This window comes from Polaromonas hydrogenivorans (genome assembly GCF_040105105.1).
GTDB lineage: Bacteria > Pseudomonadota > Gammaproteobacteria > Burkholderiales > Burkholderiaceae_C > Polaromonas > Polaromonas hydrogenivorans.
On the sequence record NZ_CP157675.1, the window covers coordinates 124,707 to 142,712 of the forward strand.

Annotated in this window: 17 protein-coding genes and 2 pseudogenes; 13 read left to right on the plus strand and 6 right to left on the minus strand. The window is 58.4% G+C overall.

What is annotated here, in order from left to right:
- Positions 1-34 precede the first annotated feature (34 nt).
- Positions 35-1,543, plus strand: a complete 1,509-nt coding sequence (locus ABLV49_RS00600) for a YncE family protein (protein ID WP_349279691.1) — start codon at positions 35-37, stop codon at positions 1,541-1,543.
- An 82-nt stretch (positions 1,544-1,625) separates the two neighbouring features.
- Here ABLV49_RS00600 and ABLV49_RS00605 read toward each other — a convergent pair.
- Both ABLV49_RS00605 and ABLV49_RS00610 read right to left on the minus strand, forming a co-directional pair.
- A pseudogene (locus ABLV49_RS00605) lies at positions 1,626-2,495 on the minus strand (YifB family Mg chelatase-like AAA ATPase); the annotation flags it as partial.
- Between the two features lie 23 nt (positions 2,496-2,518).
- The gene (locus tag ABLV49_RS00610; RefSeq protein WP_349279693.1) at positions 2,519-2,752 is read right to left on the minus strand and encodes a hypothetical protein; all 234 of its coding nucleotides are present in this window, start codon (positions 2,750-2,752) and stop codon (positions 2,519-2,521) included.
- A 362-nt stretch (positions 2,753-3,114) separates the two neighbouring features.
- Between ABLV49_RS00610 and ABLV49_RS00615 the strand changes: the two genes are divergently transcribed.
- The 5 genes from ABLV49_RS00615 (at position 3,115) to ABLV49_RS00635 (ending at position 6,157) form a co-directional block, all read left to right on the plus strand.
- Positions 3,115-3,360: a hypothetical protein gene (locus ABLV49_RS00615; RefSeq protein ID WP_349279695.1), complete on the plus strand. Its 246-nt coding sequence runs from the start codon at positions 3,115-3,117 to the stop codon at positions 3,358-3,360.
- A gap of 84 nt (positions 3,361-3,444) precedes the next feature.
- The gene (locus ABLV49_RS00620; RefSeq protein ID WP_349279697.1) at positions 3,445-3,930 is read left to right on the plus strand and encodes a hypothetical protein; all 486 of its coding nucleotides are present in this window, start codon (positions 3,445-3,447) and stop codon (positions 3,928-3,930) included.
- Positions 3,930-4,166, plus strand: a complete 237-nt coding sequence (locus ABLV49_RS00625) for a hypothetical protein (RefSeq protein WP_349279699.1) — start codon at positions 3,930-3,932, stop codon at positions 4,164-4,166. Before ABLV49_RS00620 ends, ABLV49_RS00625 begins: the two co-directional genes overlap by 1 nt.
- A gap of 276 nt (positions 4,167-4,442) precedes the next feature.
- A complete protein-coding gene (locus tag ABLV49_RS00630; protein ID WP_349279701.1) occupies positions 4,443-5,543 on the plus strand; it encodes a hypothetical protein in 1,101 nt (366 codons plus the stop codon).
- Between the two features lie 20 nt (positions 5,544-5,563).
- The gene (locus tag ABLV49_RS00635; protein WP_349279703.1) at positions 5,564-6,157 is read left to right on the plus strand and encodes a recombinase family protein; all 594 of its coding nucleotides are present in this window, start codon (positions 5,564-5,566) and stop codon (positions 6,155-6,157) included.
- A 347-nt stretch (positions 6,158-6,504) separates the two neighbouring features.
- On the opposite strand, the gene ABLV49_RS00640 is transcribed toward ABLV49_RS00635, so the two are convergent.
- The 4 genes and pseudogenes from ABLV49_RS00640 to ABLV49_RS00655 all read right to left on the minus strand — a co-directional run.
- Complete coding sequence (locus ABLV49_RS00640) at positions 6,505-7,905, minus strand: SIR2 family protein (protein WP_349279705.1); 1,401 nt, start codon at positions 7,903-7,905, stop codon at positions 6,505-6,507.
- Between the two features lie 159 nt (positions 7,906-8,064).
- Positions 8,065-8,304 (minus strand): hypothetical protein, encoded by a 240-nt coding sequence (locus tag ABLV49_RS00645; protein ID WP_349279707.1) that lies wholly within the window; start codon positions 8,302-8,304, stop codon positions 8,065-8,067.
- Positions 8,305-8,337: 33 nt separating this feature from the next.
- On the minus strand, positions 8,338-10,005 hold the full coding sequence (locus ABLV49_RS00650; RefSeq protein WP_349279709.1) for a recombinase family protein: 1,668 nt from the start codon (positions 10,003-10,005) through the stop codon (positions 8,338-8,340).
- 8 nt (positions 10,006-10,013) lie between these two features.
- A pseudogene (locus ABLV49_RS00655) lies at positions 10,014-10,712 on the minus strand (magnesium chelatase domain-containing protein); the annotation flags it as partial.
- Between the two features lie 338 nt (positions 10,713-11,050).
- On the opposite strand from ABLV49_RS00655, the gene glnK reads away from it, so the two are divergent.
- The 7 genes from glnK to ABLV49_RS00690 all read left to right on the plus strand — a co-directional run bounded on the left by glnK (position 11,051) and on the right by ABLV49_RS00690 (position 17,953).
- Entirely contained in the window at positions 11,051-11,389 is a 339-nt protein-coding gene (glnK, locus tag ABLV49_RS00660; protein ID WP_011799555.1) for a P-II family nitrogen regulator, read from the plus strand.
- Positions 11,390-11,422: 33 nt separating this feature from the next.
- Positions 11,423-12,988 (plus strand): ammonium transporter, encoded by a 1,566-nt coding sequence (gene amt / locus ABLV49_RS00665; protein ID WP_349279710.1) that lies wholly within the window; start codon positions 11,423-11,425, stop codon positions 12,986-12,988.
- Between the two features lie 143 nt (positions 12,989-13,131).
- Complete coding sequence (locus tag ABLV49_RS00670; RefSeq protein ID WP_349279712.1) at positions 13,132-14,058, plus strand: SMP-30/gluconolactonase/LRE family protein; 927 nt, start codon at positions 13,132-13,134, stop codon at positions 14,056-14,058.
- Between the two features lie 212 nt (positions 14,059-14,270).
- Complete coding sequence (gene glcE, locus ABLV49_RS00675) at positions 14,271-15,419, plus strand: glycolate oxidase subunit GlcE (RefSeq protein WP_349279714.1); 1,149 nt, start codon at positions 14,271-14,273, stop codon at positions 15,417-15,419.
- Between the two features lie 8 nt (positions 15,420-15,427).
- Positions 15,428-16,192 carry a YoaK family protein gene (locus tag ABLV49_RS00680; protein ID WP_349279716.1) on the plus strand — a complete coding sequence of 255 codons (765 nt, stop codon included), beginning with the start codon at positions 15,428-15,430 and terminating at the stop codon, positions 16,190-16,192.
- Positions 16,193-16,200: 8 nt separating this feature from the next.
- Positions 16,201-17,445: a glycolate oxidase subunit GlcF gene (glcF, locus tag ABLV49_RS00685; RefSeq protein WP_349279718.1), complete on the plus strand. Its 1,245-nt coding sequence runs from the start codon at positions 16,201-16,203 to the stop codon at positions 17,443-17,445.
- A gap of 88 nt (positions 17,446-17,533) precedes the next feature.
- Positions 17,534-17,953, plus strand: a complete 420-nt coding sequence (locus ABLV49_RS00690) for a hypothetical protein (RefSeq protein WP_349279719.1) — start codon at positions 17,534-17,536, stop codon at positions 17,951-17,953.
- Positions 17,954-18,006 lie beyond the last annotated feature (53 nt).

Here is an 18,006-nt window from a genome sequence, read left to right on the forward strand (position 1 = left end):
CTGGATGTAGCCTTGCTCCAAAGAGGAGGCGGCCATGAACATTTTTCCTTGCCGGGGCAGTTGCGCAACGCTGTTTTCCTGGGCGCTGCCGCGATGCAGGACGGCCTTGCGATGCCTGATCGGCGCGCTCTGGCTGGGCGCGGCGGCGGCTTTCGCCGCACCGCTGGCCTACCTGGCGGACCGCAACCAGAACGATGTGTCGGTCGTCGAGATGACGACCTATTCCACCCTGACCGCCATTTCCCTGGGCGCGGCGCGGGCCTCGCCGGTTGAACTGGTGGCCAATGAGGCGTCCGGCAAAATATTCGTCGCGCTGGGCACCGGCGTGGCCATCATCGACCCGCGCACCAATGCCCTGGCCGGCGAGATCCCGCTGGCCCTGATCAAGGCGATGGTGGTGTCGCCCGATGGCAAAAAAGTCTATGCCCTGACGCCCGGATCGGTGTCCGTCATTGACACCGACAGCAAGTCGGTGGCGGCCACGCTGGCCGTGGATCCGTCGGCCGTCAGCCTGTCCATCGACGCGGACGGGGAAACCATTTACGTGGCGCATACCGGGCTTGAACCGGGCACCGAAAATGCCCTTGGCGCCGCCGGCATCACGCTCATCAACGGCTTGAGCCCTGAAATCGAAAACGTGGTCAGCACCGGAGACTTCCGGCCCGACCGCCTCGCCGTGAACCCGGGCGATGATCGCCTCTACATGCTTGGAAACGTGGGCTTGGCCGCCGACGAGCATGCGTACCGGATCTTTGACCCGGTCACTTCGGTCATCACGCGGGTGGCCCTCGTCCTGCCACCGCAGACGCCGGCCATCGCTGGATTCACCAGCCTGGCCTTCAACCAGGACGGCAGCCGCCTGTACCTGGGCGGCCACACCTTCGGCGTGACCAGCATTCCGGTTCTGGAAGTCGATACCGCCGCAGGCACGGTGGCGCGCGTCCTGCGCGTGCCGCCGGGCTTTGCCGATGAACACACGGCGCTGAAACTGGCGACCAGTTTTGCCAATGACAAGTTCGTCCTGATCGTCTTCGTGAAAGAGCGCTTGAACAGCGCCATGTTCGAGCCGGGGCGGCGCGCCGTGTTCATGGAGGTAGCGGGCGGGCTCATCGTGAGCGATTTCCAGGCCCCGTCGCCCGGCGACACCGACCTGCTGACCGGCGACATCCTCGACTCGGCCCCCGCGCCGACCCAGGGCAAGGCTCCCACCAGCACCGTGCTGCAAGCCAATGCCAATCCACCGCTGCGTCCCACGCTGCCGGTCACGTTCATGGCAACGGTGACGGGGAACAATCCCACCGGCAAGGTCGTCTTCAGGTTCACGGCGCGTGGCGACTACCACCATCACCGGATGGTTCAAAAGGTTAGGGTGCCCCTCGAAGGGGGCATGGCCACGCTGGCGCTTCCGGCCTGCAATACCGCATGGGACAACGCTGCGTTGCAGAAGATTGCCTGCAGCCCTGAATTCAAGGTCGTCGCCAAATTCAGGGGCGACCCATTCAACGCCAGGAGCAGGTCCGAAGCCCTGCACGAAAGCTACTGAGGCCAGGGCCTGCCTGGACGCTACGGGGATTGAAACAAAGTTAAATTGCGTAACTTCAGCAACCTTGCCAAGCGCCGCTGCTTCAGTGCGCCGCCTTCAGCGCCCGCCGGTACTGCACGGCCTCGGCCACATGCGTGAGTTGCACCGTTTTGGCGCCGGCCAAGTCGGCAATGGTGCGCGCCACTTTCAGGCAGCGGTGAATGCCCCGGCCCGACCAGCCCAGCCGGGTGGCGGCTGTATTGAGGAACTTGGCCGCTGCGGCATCGAGTTGGCATTGCGCATCAATCGCCTGGCCTTGCAGCGCCTGGTTGGCGCTGCCCTGCCGGCTCATGGCGCGCTCCCTGGCCTGCACGACACGGCTGCGGATGGCCTCGGTGGCTTCGCCCGGCGGCGTGTTCACCAGTTCGCCGGCCGCCAGCGCGCCGACTTCCACATGCAGGTCGATCCGGTCCAGCAAGGGGCCGCTGAGCTTGCCCTGGTAGCGCGAAACCTGCTCGGGCGAGCAGCGGCAGGCGCGCAGGCTGGAGCCCAGGTAGCCGCAGGGGCAGGGGTTCATGGCCGCGATGAGCTGAAAGCGCGCCGGGAACTCGGCGCGGCTCGCGGCCCGTGAAATGGTGATGCTGCCCGACTCCAGCGGCTCGCGCAGGGCTTCCAGCGCGGCGCGGGGGAATTCCGGCAGCTCGTCGAGGAACAGCACCCCGCGATGCGCCAGCGAGATTTCGCCCGGACGCGGCGGCGAGCCGCCGCCCACCAGCGCCACCGCGCTGGCCGTGTGGTGCGGCGCGCAGGTCGGCCGCACGGCCCAGTGGTCCAGCGTGAAGCGCCCGCCCAGCGACGCGACGGCTGCGGTTTCCAGTGCTTCCTCGGTCGTCATGGCCGGCAGCAGGCCGGCAAAGCGCTGCGCCAGCATGGACTTGCCCGAGCCCGGCGAGCCGACCATCAAGGACGAATGGGTGGATACACCAAAATATATTTTCAAGTAGCCACGGACGACATTGCCATGAGCATTGCCTCGCGCTTGGGGAAGTTGTAGATGGTTCGGGACAACTGTGCAGAGCCGTTGCCTTGGTAAAAAGATGTTCCTAAAAATTTAGGAGCATCTTCACCAAGAACCTTTGGCACCTTTTTCATAAAGTCATTGTGCGGGAGAAGCGCAGCACCGGGCTTGCGCGTGGAGTTGATGTAGCTGACCATTTCCAAGCTGGACATGGTGAGGACTTCGTTGGTGTTGTTGAGGGTCAGGGAAGGCCGTTTGTGTGGGCGCTTTCGCCTTTAAAACGTCCGGTAGCGCACGGGTAACCCTACCCTAGCTTGAATGGGTTCCAGCGCGTTTGAGCACCCATAAGCGCACGCCGTCACTCCTTCCCGAAAAAACTTGACAAGGAAGGACTTAGGGTGTATCATTAACGCAACAGTAAATTCTTACTTACCTAAGTCTATCACAATCAAAAGATAAACGTCAAATTATTCTTGTAACCAAATAGGAGAAAAATATCAATACCAACTACTCAACCCGCACCGTTCATAGCGCTGGGTTTTACTTCGCAACCATCCAAGCCCTGATCGAAGGCTTGGAACTTGGCATGACAGACCGGGAGCTAGCCGTGTTTCTGGATGGCAAAGACTTGCTGTCACCGACAGGCGCAGCATGGACGCCAGCAGCGATTACCAAAGCCCTTTGGAAGCTGCGCCACCACCGCACAGTGGGCAGCATCCTGCACAACCAGCTTCTACAGCTTGCCTTCGATGGCCTGCTGAAACCGGCTGAAGTTCTGCCGCTGTACCAATCGCGAAACTCGCCACGAATGACGATGTGAAAACCGTCACCCACTCACCACCGAAGCCAGCTTATCCGCTGGCTTTTTGCATCTCAGACTCAAAAATTTAAAGGAAACACACACATGACCACAACGACACAGACAGCCCCACAACGTCCAGCCCCGATGGACAACACCCGCATCAATACACCGGGTGAATATCGCGCTTGGCAAGACGCAGAGTCGTCTTACTTCGCCACGCTTCGCCGCATCGAAACCGCCAAGCAAGAGGCGGCAGAAATGGAGAAGGCCGAAGCCTGCAGGATTCTTTCGGAGCAGGACTACTACCTCATGGCCTGCCAGCGTGAGAATCTGCGTAAGGAGAAGGCAGCGGCCACGCTGGCGGCAGAGCAGGAAGCAGCACAGGCTAAAGCCGACTACTTGGCATCGCGCCCGGCGACAGTGGAAATCATGCGCGGCGAACCGTACAACTTCCTGCAGGAGTTCGCCCACTGGACCCGCGCCGGATACGTGATGCTGGACAGCGGCATGCACAGCACAGGCTTTGGGATGTGGCACGCAACGATGACAGCACCAGCAGCGCCAGCAGCGGCCAAAGGAGCGAAGTGATGGCAGGCACTTTCAACCCGCTCACCGGCCGCACCACACACGTAACGGATAACGGCTACTTGATTGAAAGCAAGCCGATGTTTTTCAGCGGCGATGAATGGATATTGCTCTACAGCCTCGCAAAAGACAGCGGCGTATCGCTCGGCAAGCTCATCGTTGCCCTGGCGAAAAGCGAACGTGAGCGGCGTCTTGACCGTTGTCACCGGCAGCTTCAGCGTCTTGACCCGGTGCGGTGACAGCCTGTCCAAGTATGCACTTTACAACCGAATCAGAATAAGCCCATATCGCTATTGTATTAATAGCAATGAATGCAAAGCTGCAATGGCTTTGCAGGGGCATGAATAACGAATAAACCGGCTGATTTTTCAGCCCCGTTTCCCATAGAAAACCTGCCTTTAACTGAAAGTCTCTTAGCTGAGGCTTGTTAAAGCATTGCTTAAGACATGTTCAAGACAACCAGCAGTGATGAACAACAAGGAGGAAACGAATGAATGAATGAAAGAACACACACCATGAATGCCCCAGCCAGATACACACCACGAATAAAAAATAAGAAGTGGTCAACCATCGTTTGTGATGGCAACAACAACCAAGGCATTCACGACCTTCGTCAGTTCAAAAAACTAATAGCCATGTTGGAGAGAGCAGCCCATGAATGGCGCAATGCCCGGTTGTTTCACATCATCCTGACCGGAGCTACTCGCGACATTTACCAGCAGGTTCTGACGAAGTTCTGTCGTCAGCTAAGAGCCGCTGGCGCACAGTGTGACTTCAAAGCAGCGATAGAACATGACAGCAAAAAGGGTTTGCATCAGCATGTGATGTTTGTCCTATCCACCGACAAACGGCCATCACGCTACATCACAGCAGCAGACGAAACCGGCGTTGTCGAAGCCTCGCTGCTGCGCCAAGTGGTGCGGGAAGTGCAGGCAGAGTGCAACACACTCGCGTGCCGCGTACAGCCTCCAACGTCGCGCACAGTGGCATACATCGAACTGAACCAGACCAACAATGAATTTTTAAATGAAGCTGTCGAGTGGGCAAGCTACATCCTGAAGGCCCGGTCAAAGTTGCCAGCGTCTGAAGGCCGGTGCTACACCAGCAGCAGGCCAGCCCGAAGGGCACGGTGCGACAAGGTGAACCAGGGCGCTACCCCCCTCGTTTGCCAAGCAAATGCAGTTTCAGCAGGTACGAATCTCAAAATTATTCGTTTCCCGCCCACTGCCAGCGGCCAAAAGTGCTCAAAAACGCCTGTTTTCAGTGGTATTTCCCACTTTATAGGCATTCCTGACTATGTTTCTCCTCTGAAAGCATGCAGAAAACAGCTTGAAAAGCGATGTTTATCCCACTTTTCACACGATTTCAGCCCCATTCCGCATAGGCCACCACCAGCACGAAGGTTTAGTTCAAGGCTGACGCTGGGCCAGCCCGGCACGGCCAAGACCAGCATGCACAGCACGCGACGTATGACTTCCCGTGCAGGTATCCGACTACATCCGCCTAGGTCAGAAGTTGTAAGTTGTGACCTAGGTCTAAAACAATCCTTTTACTTGGGTCAAAAGATATTGAACAAGACTTATGAACTAGGTCATAATACACACACTAACTTCTGAACCAATTAAAGGATAACAACATGGCCCACCTTCTTTACCTTCGCGTCTCCGGCTTGTCTCAGTCAGTAGAGGCACAACGGCAAGCAATGATGCAAGACGGCGTTACCTTCAAGGAGTTCAGTGACGACGGCGTTAGCGGCGCTGTCCTTGCTGCCAACCGCCCCGGTTTCGCTGCACTCTTAAAGTTCGCTCGTGAAAACGACACTATCCACGTTTACGCCGTTGACCGCTTAGGCCGCGACGCAATCGACGTAATGACCACTGTCAAGGCGCTGCTTGCCAAAGGCGTATCGGTCTATATCAAAGGCTTGGGGCTGATAGCTCCGGGTGTAGGTGAACTGATCGTTGCCGTACTCGCACAGGTCGCAGAGATGGAACGTGAGCGCATCCGTGAGCGCACCAGCAACGGCAGGGATGTAGCCAAAGCATCGCTTGCAGCTACAGGCAAGACCCACCGGGGCAAGGACAGCCTTGGACGGCCAGCACTGGCAGACGCTGCAGCAGTGAGCGCATGGCGCACAGATAACAAGGCCAGCATTGCCACGACAGCGAAACACTTCAACCTGTCTGACTCGACGGTGAAGCGTTATTGCTCGACACCTGCAGCAGCATAAGAGCCGATGTAGCGGGGGCATTACAGCCCCTGCAGCGCGTCTAACGGCGTGGGTGTGGTCAGGGTACCAACCAGCCCCGAACGTCGCGCCTTGTAGATATTTCACAGCCGCCAAAGGTCAGTTTGACCCGGTGCCGGGCGGTTAAGCCCACCACTCGCGCCTGTCCTTAATACCCAAATACAGCATTGTGCAGATATTTTCCTGCAGGGTTTTTTCCACTGCCGGCGACGACCGCCAGACCTAACTGAAATTTCTACAAAAATTCAGTTTTGACCCGACTCTAGTGAATAGTAAGACTATTAGCAAATAACTTCTGTACAAATAGCACTTACTTAATACACACTCGTTTAAGGCACAGGTGCATCATTTATAGCGTGTACCTCTGCCAATAGATGAGCGGGTAATTTATATTCTTCACCTAGCATAACTTTATTCAGAAGAGCTACCAAATTAGCCGAATACTTACGTACTGCGCTCGACTCAGCGTCTCCACTTTTTATGCGCACATGATAAATATTGTCATTTGCTTTTATGTCATAGCCATGATCTTTCTTGACCTGCTCAATTAATTTATTGGCTTTACTCCAATGAGATAATTTAAGTTCTCTTGTCAACATAGTTGCAGTATACGGATGGTTTGCATTCGCTGCAGCAGGGTCATTTAAGTTTGTAACGCCAAACAGATTTGCAAAGCTATCCCCATCCGATATGGCTTTCTCAAGTGCAGCATAGTTGATCTGCACGTTTTTAGTGGGAATGTCTGTTCTTATGAGATTGACCATCCGTGCCATCAAAGACCTCAGAGCTTTCAGGTCAACTTTTTCCATAGTGCCGCCAGCACCAAATGCTTGGTAGACCCATTCATAAGATTTTGCAGTAATGCTTTTTATACGGACATTCACACCATCGCCAACTTCTAGGACATATTCGCGTGGAGGATAACTATTTTCATTCTGATTTTTATCCCATTGTAATATATAGATATTTGGAATCAACATCATGCTCGGCTTAAACATGCGACTCATATCATACAAAACATTGCGAATGTTCGCATCGCTTGCGCTGTAACCTATAAAGAGCAGCGGGTGTTCTACAAAATAAGTGAGCAACTTGGCACTAAGATATTTTTTATCTTTTTCAAAATCATCATAGTCCTCTTGAACCAACACAAGCGACGAGGGGTCAGCAATAGAGCCATGAATTTTGAATATCTCACCAACACTCAACGGTGAAGTTCTGAAGACATCTTGACCCACTACAACATCGTACTTAGGAAAGATCGGCTCAAGCAAGGTATCGTAATTCGTTGTGATGACTGCATGCGGTCCTATAGCCTTGAATGCAGCAAGCTCCTCGCTTAACGTAGAGTCCTCAAGCTTCAGACTAGCAAGCATTTCTGCGGCAGCATACTTAAAATAAAAGTCACGCGGCATCCCTGGAGAAAATAGTGCTGGAGGGAAGTGCTTTTTACCTTCTGACGACCATGCCCACTCAAAGTAATGCTCTGCGAATAATGAACCTAACTTACAAAGGTCACCATCGTACTTCTGCTTGTAATACGCAAAATCCTTATCAATAAGTGGACACATGGCTCCCAACTGTCTCAGCAAGACTTCCCATGAAGGCCCATTTGCGTAGCGAAGAGAGAATCCAGAACCGACAAATAGGATTGGTTGACATTGCGCAGCTTTGAGGGTAGCAGCAATATCCTCTTTTATCTCTTGTTGATACTGTGCATAGTTCGGCATGGGTGTGAAGCCTTTCAATATTTACATTGGTTGATGTGCGATTGAACCATAATCCCGCATCTTGCGTATGATTTATTTTTATTTCTGCGAAGATTATTCCTGAGAGTGCAGTCCATGCACATACTTTTCAAGGTATTGATCTTTAGAACTTAGTCATATTCAACCAGCACGCTTTGAACAGCGCAACAGCAGCGCGGCGCATTCCTCATTGGCAGTGCTTGAAGCCTGCACAGTCTCAAGGTAAGAGATTTTTAACGCCTGCGCCCGCATATTAGCCGCTTGCTCTTTCACTTCCTCAAAAAGAGCCATCACGACCATATCCACCGTAGAAGCCTTGCCATTGTTATAACGACCTTCTGCCTTGAGGTACGTCGTCAGAGTTGGGTTATCAGTTTTCATAAAAGTCCTTAGTGTTGTTAGCGTATCTGAAAATTAAATTTCTCTGTGGTCGTACATGCTGGTAAATGGTGTATTCCGTGCCATTCTCGCCAGCAGCGATTCAGCCACGTGGTCATATCCTCCCGGATATTCCCGATGGTCATCTAGCACCATGTGGCCTACTTTGCCGTCTTTATGCGCCATTACGAATACAGCTTCTTGCCTTTTCATTGCAAGTTCGCCGTTCTGATGCCTGTACTGAATTTGTTGTGTGACGACATATCCTTTACCGATGTACACCAGCACTTCCAATTTCTTTAGAAGCATGTTGGCTCTGTTCCTGCCTTCATAACTAACAAGGTCAAGCCTTTTAAGGAAGCCTTGTTTGTCGATTGTTTTCTCAGCAGCCAGTGATGTTTGTAGTTCTACCCGCTGCTTCTCAAGCGCATTGATTTCTGTCTCAGTGCGGACAATCAAGCCATTGACTGCGCTGGTAGGCGACTCAGTAAATAGCTCAAGGTACTCTGCAAGCCGTCCTTTCTTTTCAGTCAGCCGCGCTTCAATCACTACAAGCTCTGTACCAATCTTTCCGCTGTCATCTTGAATCAGCGACAGGCTATCCAGCATGGTCAGCAACTCCCTAAACACTAATTCAGACGAATCCAGTCTCGTAACCTTGTTATGGCACAGACCTTTTTTGGCCTGATAGCACTGAATGTAAGTGTTGCCTTTGGGTGGCTTGCCCTTGTTGACCATGTGCATAGCACTCCCGCACAAGGTGCATTTAGCAACGCCTTGCCAAACATTGAAGTTAGCCGACTGCTTAGACGCGCCTGAAACCCTTCTGCCACTAATCGCCGCTTGGGCCTGATAGAAGGTGGATTCATCAATAGCAGCAGGGTAGTAGTTCGGGATTGGTTCCCCGCTCTTTTGCCTTACCCCACTGTCATCAACCTGCACAGAATACGGCTGATATTCCCCAAGCACTGCCCGATTGTTCAGAACCTTGTCAAGACTGGATACGCCCCAAGTCTTGCCCTTGAAGGACGGTATGCCTTCAATATTCAATTTCCTTGAAGTGGCCCCTTTGCCGTAGCCATCAATCGCCAGTTGATAAATTCTCTGCACGATAGCTGCACGTTCAGGCCGTAATATGTATTGCTTCTTGTCGTCAGAAAGTTCAAGCCACATAGGCTTGGCATTCCCCATTGGCTTATTTTCTGCCCGTGCTAGTTCGTGCTTCTTTGCGTAAGCATCCCTAACGCGCTTAGATTTCGTAGCGCTTTCTTCATGCGCCCTCGACATAATCAAGATACTCATAATCAGGTCAGTGTCGGTACAACCTTTGCGGTAAACCTTCCTGTCTGTCAGGGTGACAATCTCTATATCTTCAGCCAGTAGCTTCAAGAAGGTGGGCAGCGCTGTTATCACTTCATCCCGGCTCAGTCGGTCTAGTGATTCCACAATCAGCGTGCTACCGGGCTTGATAGTGCCGTCCTTCACCAGATTGATAAACCTTTTCAGTTGCCCCTCGCCTTCAAGGTTTGCACCTTTGAAGCCTGACACACCTTCATCCAAGAATCTGTAGTCGTCTCCTTCAGCCAGCGTCAGCCCATGCTCCTCACAGTAGCGTTCACACTCCTCAATCTGTCGGCGTTGTGAACGCCCCGCAGCTTGCGAGGGATGGCTGAATCTGATGTAGCTATATGCGGTCTTGGTCATTGGTGTATTGGACTACACATCAACAGGCTGTGCCCGCCGGCGGCCGCAATCTCCAGCGCCCGGCGCGCGGCGGCCTGGCCCTTGACATCGGCCAGGTCCGCATAGGCGGGCTGCCGGGACGGCGCGGCTGACGCCACGCGCGTCCAGCCATCGGCCACCTCGGGCACGGCGTCGCCCGGCAGGAACTGCCTGACCACGTCGAGCAGATGGTGCGCGCGGTAAATCTCGGCATCGGGCACCAGCGCCGCTTCCTGCGCACTGCCTTCGGGCAGCACCAGCCGGGGCAGCTTGCGCGCCGCGCCGCGCGCCGGCCGGGCAATCGCCAGGCTCATGGCCAGCGCGCCCCGCACCGGCCGCACATCGCCGCCCAGCGACAGCTCGCCGGCAAATTCATAGCCGGCCAGCTTGCGCGCATCAATCTGGCCGCTGGCCGCCAGGATGCCCAGCGCAATCGGCAGGTCGAAGCGGCCCGAATCCTTGGGCAGGTCGGCCGGCGCCAGGTTCACCGTGATGCGCTTGTTGCCCGGAAACTCCAGCCCGGCATTCTGGATGGCCGAGCGCACCCGCTCGCGCGCTTCCTTGACTTCGGTATCGGCCAGGCCGACCAGCGTGAAACTAGGCAGGCCATTGGCCAGATGCACCTCGACGCACACCGGGTGCGCTTGCAGACCCAGCAATGCACGGCTATGCACTAAAGACAGGCTCATTCTTTAACTTTCTTATAAATGCATCAAAGTTGTGCATTGAGCGTGCATCATGATGGTGCGTAACAGGTTGTAATTCTCTAGCGTAACCCGGCCGTCCATGAAATCGGTCAGGTGTTTTCAGGGGAAAAGCAAATTAACTGGCACGGTCCCTGCTAAAGAAGTTCCGCCAACTTTAAATTTTTTTCGGGGATTTCATGAAATCAATCTTCGTTACCCTCGTTTATAGCGGCCACTCTGTCAAAAAGTACACGCTGGACGTGATGCCTACAAAAACCCTGTAATGCGGCGGCAGCGGCATGTGGCCGCTGCCCTGTTATTCATCCTGGAGGAAAACTGAAATGAAACTCGTCACTGCCATCATCAAACCGTTCAAGTTGGACGAGGTGCGCGAAGCACTCTCCGGCATGGGTGTACAGGGCATCACCGTGACCGAAGTCAAGGGCTTCGGCCGCCAGAAAGGCCATACCGAGCTGTATCGGGGCGCCGAGTACGTGGTTGACTTCCTGCCCAAGGTCAAGATCGAAGCGGCCGTGCCCGATGAGCTGGTGGACCGGGTGATCGAAGCCATCGAGACCTCTGCCCGCACCGGCAAGATCGGCGACGGCAAGGTTTTTGTGTACGACCTTGAGCAGGTCGTGCGTATTCGCACCGGCGAAACCGGCAAGGAAGCCCTCTGACCTCACCACCCTGAAAAAAAAGAGAACATCGACATGAAAAAACTGATTGCTTCCCTGCTGCTGGGACTGAGTTTGCTCGGCACGGGCGCGACCGCCTGGGCGCAGGCCCCGGCCGAAGCGCCTGCCGCAACCGCCTCGGCGCCTGCTGAAGCCAAGCCTGACGCTGCCGCCGCTCCGGCTTCCGCGCCTGCCGACACGGCTGCACCCGCTGCCGCCGCGCCAGCTCCGGCCGCCGAAGCTTCCGCCGCCGCTGCGCCAGCGCCCGTCCCCAACAAGGGCGACACGGCCTGGATGATGGTTTCGACCATCCTGGTGATCCTGATGGTCGTGCCCGGCCTGGCCCTGTTCTACGGCGGCCTGGTGCGCAGCAAGAACATGCTGTCGGTACTGATGCAGGTCATGGTGACGTTCTCGCTGATCCTCGTATTGTGGTTCATCTACGGCTACAGCCTGGCCTTCACCGAGGGCAATGCCTTCATCGGCGGCTTTGACCGATTGTTCATGAAAGGCATCTGGGACAACGCGGCAGGCACCTTTGCGAATGCTGCGACTTTCAGCAAGGGCGTCGTGATTCCTGAAATCGTGTTTGCCGCCTTCCAGGCCACCTTTGCCGCCATCACCTGCACCCTGATCGTCGGTGCTTTTGCCGAACGCATCAAGTTCTCCGCCGTGCTGCTGTTCATGGTCATCTGGTTCACCTTCAGCTACGCCCCGATGGCGCACATGGTCTGGTTCTGGATGGGCCCTGATGCCTACACCGGCAAGGAAGTGGTCGATGCGATGAACGGCAAGGCCGGTTACATCTGGCAGACCGGCGCGCTTGATTTTGCCGGCGGCACCGTGGTTCACATCAATGCAGCCGTGGCCGGTCTGGTCGGCGCCTTCATGGTCGGCAAGCGTATCGGTTATGGCAAGGAAGCCATGGCGCCTCACAGCCTGACGCTGACCATGGTGGGCGCTTCGCTGCTGTGGGTGGGCTGGTTCGGTTTCAACGCCGGCTCGGCACTCGAAGCCAACGGTTTTGCCGCACTGGCTTTCATCAACACCCTGGGTGCGACCGCTGCGGCCGTGCTGGCCTGGTGCGTCGGTGAAGCATTGCTCAAGGGCAAGGCCTCGATGCTGGGCGCCGCTTCGGGCGCTGTCGCTGGCCTGGTTGCCATCACGCCGGCCGCCGGCAACGTCGGCATCGGCGGCGGCCTGGCGATTGGTTTCATCGCCGGTTTTGCCTGCCTCTGGGGCGTGCATGGCCTGAAGAAGATCCTGGGCGCTGACGACTCGCTCGACGTGTTCGGCGTGCATGGCGTGGGCGGTATCGTCGGTGCCTTGCTGACCGGCGTGTTCAACTCGCCCGCCCTGGGCGGTCCTGGCTACGTGGCTGACTGGGTGACCGCAGCCATGGTCACCACGGCCGACTATTCCATCATGTCGCAAGTCTGGATTCAGGCCAAGGCCGTCTTGATCACCATCGTGTGGTCGGGCGTGGTGTCGCTGGTGGCCTACAAGATTGTTGACCTGACCATCGGTCTGCGCGTCAGCGAAGAAGACGAGCGCGAAGGCCTGGACATCACCGCGCACGGTGAAACGGCCTACAACCGTTAATCGTTATCAGCTGCTTTCGCTCTATTTGAGCTGACGGAGTTTTTTTGAGGGAAGTTCAGCCCGCTGGTGCAAGCCAGCGGGCTGTTTTTTTTGCCGCTACAGTCGCAGGATTTGACTGTGAACCGTAATCCCGAGGAGATTGAATGACCTGGCAACCCGCTATTTCCCAGCCCAGCGAACTGGGCGAGTCCCCGTTCTGGCACCCTGACGAGCAACGGCTGTACTGGGTGGACATCACCACCTGCCAGATTTGCCGTACCGATGCAGCCACAGGCATGGTTGAACGCTGGACCGTGCCGTCGGAGCCCGGCTGCATCGCGCCGGCTCGCACCGGGGGCCAGAACTCCGGCCTGGTGATGGCCTTGCGCGACGGCATTTACCGCGCCCGGCAATGGGGCGGTGAACTGGCCTTGCTGGCGCCGGCGCAGCACGACCCGGCCACCCTGCGCTTCAACGACGGCAAGGCCGATGCGCTGGGCCGCTTCTGGGCCGGCACCATTTACGAGCCGCGCGGCGCCGCCCGGGCGCAGCTTTTTTCGCTCGATGGCCGGGGCGGCCGCGCGCCCGTGCTTGAAGCCAAGGCCGCCGATGCCACCACCGCCAACGGCCTGGCCTGGTCGCCCGATGCGGCCACGCTGTACTGGGCCGACACGCCGCGCCACCTGGTCCGCGCCTGGGACTGGGATGCCGGCAGCAACACCCTGAGCCATGAGCGGGTGTTCCGGCAATGGCCAGTCAAGCCAGAAGGCTGGCAAGCGGGCATGTCCGGCTATGGCGGCCGGCCCGACGGCGCCGCTGTCGATAGCGAAGGCAACTATTACGTCGCCATGTACGAAGGCGGGCGGCTGCTCAAGCTTTCACCGACCGGCGAGTTGCTGGCCGAATTCGCGGTGCCCGCGCAATGCCCGACCATGCCGTGCTTCGGCGGTGCTGACCTCAAAACGCTTTACCTCACCACCGCCCGCCATGGCCGCCCGGCCGCCGAACTGCAAGCCTGGCCCGATTCGGGCTGCATATTTTCAATGCGGGTCGAGGTGCCGGGGTTGCCGGTGAATTTTTTCAGGGATTGAGCTGGCCGGGCCAGGTTTTTAAGTAAAAAATGTCGTTTGTGCATATCCAGAAAGCACAAGCAGCTATGTTATTAATAGCAAATTGGAGTTTTCGACATGCGGCACCAACCCAGGCCCAGCCATCAGGCGCTGCTGGGCTGCAAAAAAACCGAACACACCGTGTTCAAAAAAATCAAAACCCCTCAGCAATGGGGACGCGTACCATTCCCGCCATGAATGCAGACACTGACATGACGACTTTGATGGCCGCCCGCGTTCGCGATGCGGCGCAGGCGGGCACGCCCTTGCGGATTCGCGGCGGCGGCAGCAAGGACTTTTATGGCCAGGCGCTGGCCGGCGATGTGCTGGACATGGCAGCCCATGCCGGCGTCATCAGCTACGAGCCCAGCGAGCTGGTCGTGACCGTGCGCGGCGGAACCCCGCTGGCCGAGCTGGAGGCGCTGCTGGCCGGACAAGGCCAATGCCTGCCCTTCGAGCCGCCGCACTTCGGCCCGAACGCCACGGTCGGCGGCATGGTCGCCAGCGGCCTCAGCGGCCCGGCGCGCGCCAGCAGCGGCGCGGTGCGCGACTACCTGCTGGGCGTGGTGCTGCTCAACGGCAAGGGCGAGAGCCTGACCTTTGGCGGCCAGGTGATGAAGAATGTCGCCGGCTACGATGTCTCGCGCCTGATGGCCGGCACGCTCGGCACGCTGGGCGTGCTGCTGGAAGTCTCGCTCAAGGTGCTGCCAGTGGCCCCGGCCGAAGCCACGCTGGAGTGCCGCCTGCCGCAGCAACAGGCGCTGTATTTGCTCAACCGCTGGGGCGGCCAGCCGCTGCCGCTCAACGCCAGTTGCTGGGTGCATGACGACAGCACCGCGCCCGGGCAGGATTTCCTGTTCGTGCGCCTGCGCGGCGCCGTGGCCGCTGTCGAGGCCGCGTGCCCGCGCATGATGGCCGATGTGCAGGCGGCCGGCGGCCAGGCGGCGCGGATGGACCAGGCCCAGGCCGGCGCCGACTGGAACGCCTGCCGCGAGCAGACCCTGCCATTTTTTGCCCGGCCGCCCGCGCTGGACGCCTGCCTGTGGCGCCTGAGCGTGCCGCAGACCACGCCAGCTCTGGATTTGCCTTATGCGCAGTTGATCGAGTGGCATGGCGGGCTGCGCTGGCTCTGGGCGCCGGCGTCGGCGGCCGCGCAGCTGCGCCGGCTTGCCGCCCAGGCCGGCGGCCACGCCACTGTGTTCAGGCGCGCCGCCCAGACGCCGGCCGAGTTGCCTGTCTTTGCGCCGCTGTCTCCCGTGCAGTCACGCATCGAGCAGGCCTTGAGAAAAGAGTTCGACCCGGCCGGCGTTTTCAATCCGGGCCGCATGTCGATGGACAGGTAGGGCAGCGCATGCGACGTTTGCGCCACCTGACCGGCCAGCATCGGACGGCTTCGATCAACCGCCTGCTGGGCAGCGTGCTGGCTTTCAATGCCGGCGCGATCAATGCTGGCGGCTTTCTGGTGGTTCACATGTACACCTCGCACATGACCGGCTTTGCCTCGCTGCTGGCCGACAACCTGGTGCTGGGCAACATGAAGCTGGTGCTCGGGGCGCTGGGCGCCTTGCTGGCCTTCACCTGCGGCGCGGCGTTCACGGCCATCCAGGTGAACTGGGCGCGCCAGCACGGGCTGCGCAGCGAATATGCGCTGCCCCTGCTGGTCGAGGCGCTGCTGCTGCTGCTCTTTGGCCTGATGGGCGCCACGCTGAACCGCCAGACGCCGTTTGCCGTGCCGTTCACGGTGCTGGTGCTGTCCTTCACCATGGGGCTGCAAAATGCGCTGGTCAGCAAAGTCTCGTCATCGCAAATCCGCACCACCCACATGACCGGCATCGTGACCGACATCGGCATCGAGCTGGGCAAGCTGTTTTACTGGAACCGCATCGAAGGCCCGCTCGAATCCCGGGTGCGCGCCAACCGCATCAAGCTGCGCCTGCTGTGCACGCTGCTGGGCGCCTTCGTGGCCGGCGGCATCGTCGGCGCGGCCGGCTTCAAGTACGTGGGGTTCATCTGGGTGGTTCCGCTGGCGCTGCTGCTGCTCGCCCTGTGCCTGCCGCCCCTGTATTCCGACCTGCTGCGCACCTTCAGGCGCAAGGTTCTCCGACAAGGCACCTGAGACTACCCATGCAAACCCAACTCGCCCCCGAATTCCAGAACACGCCCGATGGCCGCCAGGCCGAGGCTATTTTGCGCAAATGCGTGCACTGCGGCTTCTGCACCGCCACCTGCCCGACCTACCAGCTGCTCGGCGACGAGCTGGACGGCCCGCGCGGCCGCATCTACCTGATCAAGCAGGTGCTCGAAGGCCAGGCGCCGACGCGCAAGACCCAGCTGCACCTGGACCGCTGCCTGACCTGCCGCAACTGCGAATCCACCTGCCCCAGCGGCGTGCAATACGGCCACCTGGTCGATATTGGCCGCAAGCTGGTCGATGAACGCGTGCCGCGCCCAGCCGGCGAGCGTGCGCTGCGCTGGGCGCTGAAGGAAGGCCTGCCGTCGCCGCTGTTCGCGCCTGCCATGAAGATCGGCCAGGCGGTGCGCGGCCTGCTGCCCGCTTCGCTTCAGGCCAAGGTGCCGTCCAAACAGGCGGCCGGCCAGTGGCCCACGCGCAGCCATGCCCGAAAAATGCTGATGCTGGAGGGCTGCGTGCAGCCCGCCATGATGCCCAACATCAATTCGGCCACCGCCCGCGTGCTGGATGCCGCCGGCATCGAGGTCGTGCTGGCGGCCAAGGCCGGCTGCTGCGGCGCGGTGAAATTCCACCTCAACGACCAGGACGGCGGCAAGCTGGAAATGCGCCGCAATATCGACGCCTGGTGGCCGTATGTGGAGCAGGGCGTGGAAGCCCTGGTGATGAACGCCTCGGGCTGCGGCGTCACGGTCAAGGAATACGGCTACATCCTGAAAGACGATGCGGCCTATGCCGACAAGGCCGCCCGCATCAGCGACCTGACCCGCGACCTGAGCGAGTTGCTGCCGATCATCGCCGAATCGCTGCAGGCCAGCCGGCCCGACCTGGCTGGAAAGATTGCCGCGGGCGCCCCCAAGCTGGCGTTTCACCCGCCGTGCACGCTGCAGCACGGCCAGCAGTTGCGCGGCGGCGTCGAGCAGCATCTGGGCACATTGGGCTTTGACATCAAGGTTTCCGGCAATGAGGCGCACCTGTGCTGCGGCTCGGCGGGCACCTACTCGGTGCTCAACCCCAAGATCGCCTACCAGCTGCGCGACCGCAAGCTGGCCAACCTGGACGCCATGGCGCCCGAGATGATTGTCTCGGCCAACATCGGCTGCATTACCCATCTGCAAAGCGGCACGAAAACGCCGGTGCGGCACTGGGTCGAGGTGTTGGATGATGTGCTATTGAATTAATAGCTGGATATACCTGCGCTGATTGCGCAAACGCTGTATTTCATTGAATTTACGGGGGCCTCGGGCGCTGGCGGAAATGCGGTAGCAATTGGCAACGTCCTACACAAATCACGACGACCGGACTACCTGGCGCAGCGTTCAGGAAGTCCTCAATAAAGAAGCGGAGAACGGGTGTTCACCGCACCTATCGGTACAGCAGCCATGTTGTACCAAATCCTTTTTATTTTTTGACGAGGAACACAAAATGGCACCCAGTAATCCAGGCAGCGGTAACCAAGGCGGTAACCAGGCAGGCAATCAGGGCGGTAACCAAAGTAGCAACGCCAACCAAGGCGGCACCGCCCAGCAGAATGCCGAGGCCGGTCGCCAAGGCCAGAAGGGCGACGACCGTGGCGGCCAGCAAGGCAGCAGCGGCGGTTCGGCCAGCAGTTCTGGTGGCACCCGGGGCGGCACGCCCGAGCAGAATGTCGAAGCCGGGCGTCAGAGTCATAAGAATGACAGCAAGTAATCCGGGCTAGGCGCGGGGCGCTCCGGCGCCTCCATCCAGGGCGGCTTCAAGCC